Here is a 2091-nt window from a genome sequence, read left to right as displayed (position 1 = left end):
GGCCCTGCCATCGGCAGGACCGCCCGTCCGGGGTGCGTGTCAGCGCGACGCGACGCGGTGCGTCACGCCGCACGGCCTCACTTCGAGGCCGGCGCGGTCTCGCGCTTCTCGCGGATCTTCGCCTTCTTGCCGCGGAGGTTGCGCAGGTAGTACAGCTTCGCCCGGCGGACGACGCCGCGGGAGACGACCTCGATCGAGTCGATGGTCGGGGCGTGCAGGGGGAACGTGCGCTCCACGCCGACGCCGAAGCTGATCTTGCGGACGGTGAACGTCTCGCGGACGCCGCCGCCCTGGCGCGCGATGACGATGCCCTGGAACGCCTGGACGCGCGAGCGGTTGCCCTCGACGACCTTGACGTTGACCTTGACGGTGTCGCCGGCGCGGAAGTCCGGGACGTCGGAGCGCAGCGAGGCTGCGTCGACGGAGTCGAGCGTGTGCATGGTTGTCTCCCCGCCCTGCCACAGGTCAGGTGCAAGATCCTGGCGCGCCCGCAGGCGCGCGGTGTCTGACGTAACGGTGGTGCGTCGGCTCCTCGACCGGGCGGGCTGACCAGCAGCCGCCGTGACCTCCCCTGTGGCAGAGGCCGGGTCGGCGAACACACCAGCGACCTATTCTGCCATACGTCCCGGCACGCCCCCCGGCTCGGGCTCCCCCGCCCGACGGAGGCGTCCGTCACGCACCTCCCAGCCCAGGCCGGCGAGGACGGCCCGGTCGGCCTCGTCGAGCGACGCCGGGTCGAGCGCGGCCACCATGTCGGGACGCCGCGCGGCGGTCCGCTCCAGGGCGCGGTCGCGGCGCCAGCGCTCGATCCGGGCGTGGTGGCCGGACAGGAGCACCTCGGGCACCTCGAGCTCCTCCCACTCCGGCGGCTTCGTGTACACCGGGTACTCCAGCAGGCCGGCCGCACCGTGCGACTCCTCGACCAGCGAGTGCGGGTTGCCCACGACGCCGGGCAGCAGCCGCCCGAACGCCTCGATCATGACGAGCGCGGCCACCTCCCCGCCGTTGAGGACGTAGTCCCCGATCGACAGCTCGCTGACGCGGCGACCGGCGGCCCGGGTGCGCTCGGCGACGCGCGCGTCGATGCCCTCGTAGCGCCCGCAGGCGATGACCACGTGCTCCTCGGCCGCCAGCGCCTCCGCGTGCCGCTGCGTGAAGACGTCGCCCGACGGCGTGGGCACCACCAGGTGCCCGCCGCCGCCCGCCGGCAGGACGTCGTCGAGGGCTCGGCCCCAGACGTCCGGGCGCATGACCATGCCCGCTCCCCCGCCGAACGGGGTGTCGTCGACCGTGCGGTGCCGGTCGGTGGTCCAGTCCCGCAGGTCGTGCACCCGCAGGTCGAGTAGCCCCGCCCTGCGGGCCTTGCCCACCAGCGACAGGTCCAGCGCGGCCAGGTAGTCGGGGAAGATCGAGACGACGTCGACGCGCACGTCAGCCCTCGCCCTGCGCGTCGTCGGGCCGGTCGACGACGGCGGATGCCGCGTCCCGGGCGAGCAGCCCACCCGGCGGAGTCAGCACCACGCGCCCGCCCGCGACGTCGACCACCGGAACGATGGCGCGGACGAACGGGACGAGCGTGCGCTCCCCGCCCGTCTCCCGCAGGACGAGCGCGTCGTGCGCCGGCAGGTGCTCGAGCCCGGTGACCTCGCCGACCACGGTGCCGTCCTCGAGCTCGGCACGCAGGCCCTGGAGCTCGTGGGGGTACCAGGCGTCCTCCTCGTCGGAGGCGTCGGCCTCGACGACGAGCTCGACGCCCCGCAGCGCCTCCGCCGCGGTGCGGTCGGCCACCTCGGCGAAGGACACGAGCCAGCGGCCCTGGTGCACCCGCGCGGCCGTCACCGTCAGCGGGCCGGCCTCGGCGGGCTCCGTCGCGAGGGTGAGCCCGACGGCGAGCCGCTCCTCGGGGTTGTCGGTGCGCAGGTCGAGCCCGACCTCGCCCCGGAGCCCGTGCGCCCGCCCGACGCGCGCCACCACCAGCTGCATGACCACTCCTGTCTCGAACTCTCTCGTGGGCTGTCTCGTGGGTCCGGCGTCCGCCGGTCCCAGCATGCACCGCCGCAGACGACGAGGCCCGGCCCCACGGTGTGGGAC

Annotated in this window: 3 protein-coding genes; all 3 read right to left on the bottom strand. The window is 74.7% G+C overall.

Features of this window, described 5'->3' with window-relative positions; all coding sequences use genetic code 11:
• Window positions 1-77 precede the first annotated feature (77 nt).
• The 3 genes from rplS to rimM all read right to left on the bottom strand — a co-directional run bounded on the left by rplS (window position 78) and on the right by rimM (window position 1983).
• A complete protein-coding gene (gene rplS / locus ACFUVW_RS20665; protein ID WP_430573168.1) occupies window positions 78-440 on the bottom strand; it encodes a 50S ribosomal protein L19 in 363 nt (120 codons plus the stop codon).
• A gap of 168 nt (window positions 441-608) precedes the next feature.
• Entirely contained in the window at window positions 609-1430 is an 822-nt protein-coding gene (trmD, locus tag ACFUVW_RS20660) for a tRNA (guanosine(37)-N1)-methyltransferase TrmD (protein ID WP_430573167.1), read from the bottom strand.
• A 1-nt stretch (window position 1431) separates the two neighbouring features.
• On the bottom strand, window positions 1432-1983 hold the full coding sequence (gene rimM, locus ACFUVW_RS20655) for a ribosome maturation factor RimM (RefSeq protein ID WP_430573166.1): 552 nt from the start codon (window positions 1981-1983) through the stop codon (window positions 1432-1434).
• Between the last annotated feature and the right edge of the window lie 108 nt (window positions 1984-2091).

This window comes from Isoptericola sp. NPDC057391 (assembly GCF_042668085.1).
In the GTDB taxonomy this organism is placed as follows: Bacteria; Actinomycetota; Actinomycetes; order Actinomycetales; family Cellulomonadaceae; genus Isoptericola.
The sequence above is the reverse complement of the archived record's forward strand: the minus strand, read 5'-3'. Positions and strand labels throughout refer to the sequence as shown.

Bases quoted from the DNA above. Each gene is read 5' to 3' on its own strand.
- rplS (WP_430573168.1), bottom strand. From the start codon at position 440: ATGCACACGCTCGACTCCGTCGACGCAGCCTCGCTGCGCTCCGACGTC.
- rimM (WP_430573166.1), bottom strand. From the start codon at position 1,983: ATGCAGCTGGTGGTGGCGCGCGTCGGGCGGGCGCACGGGCTCCGGGGC.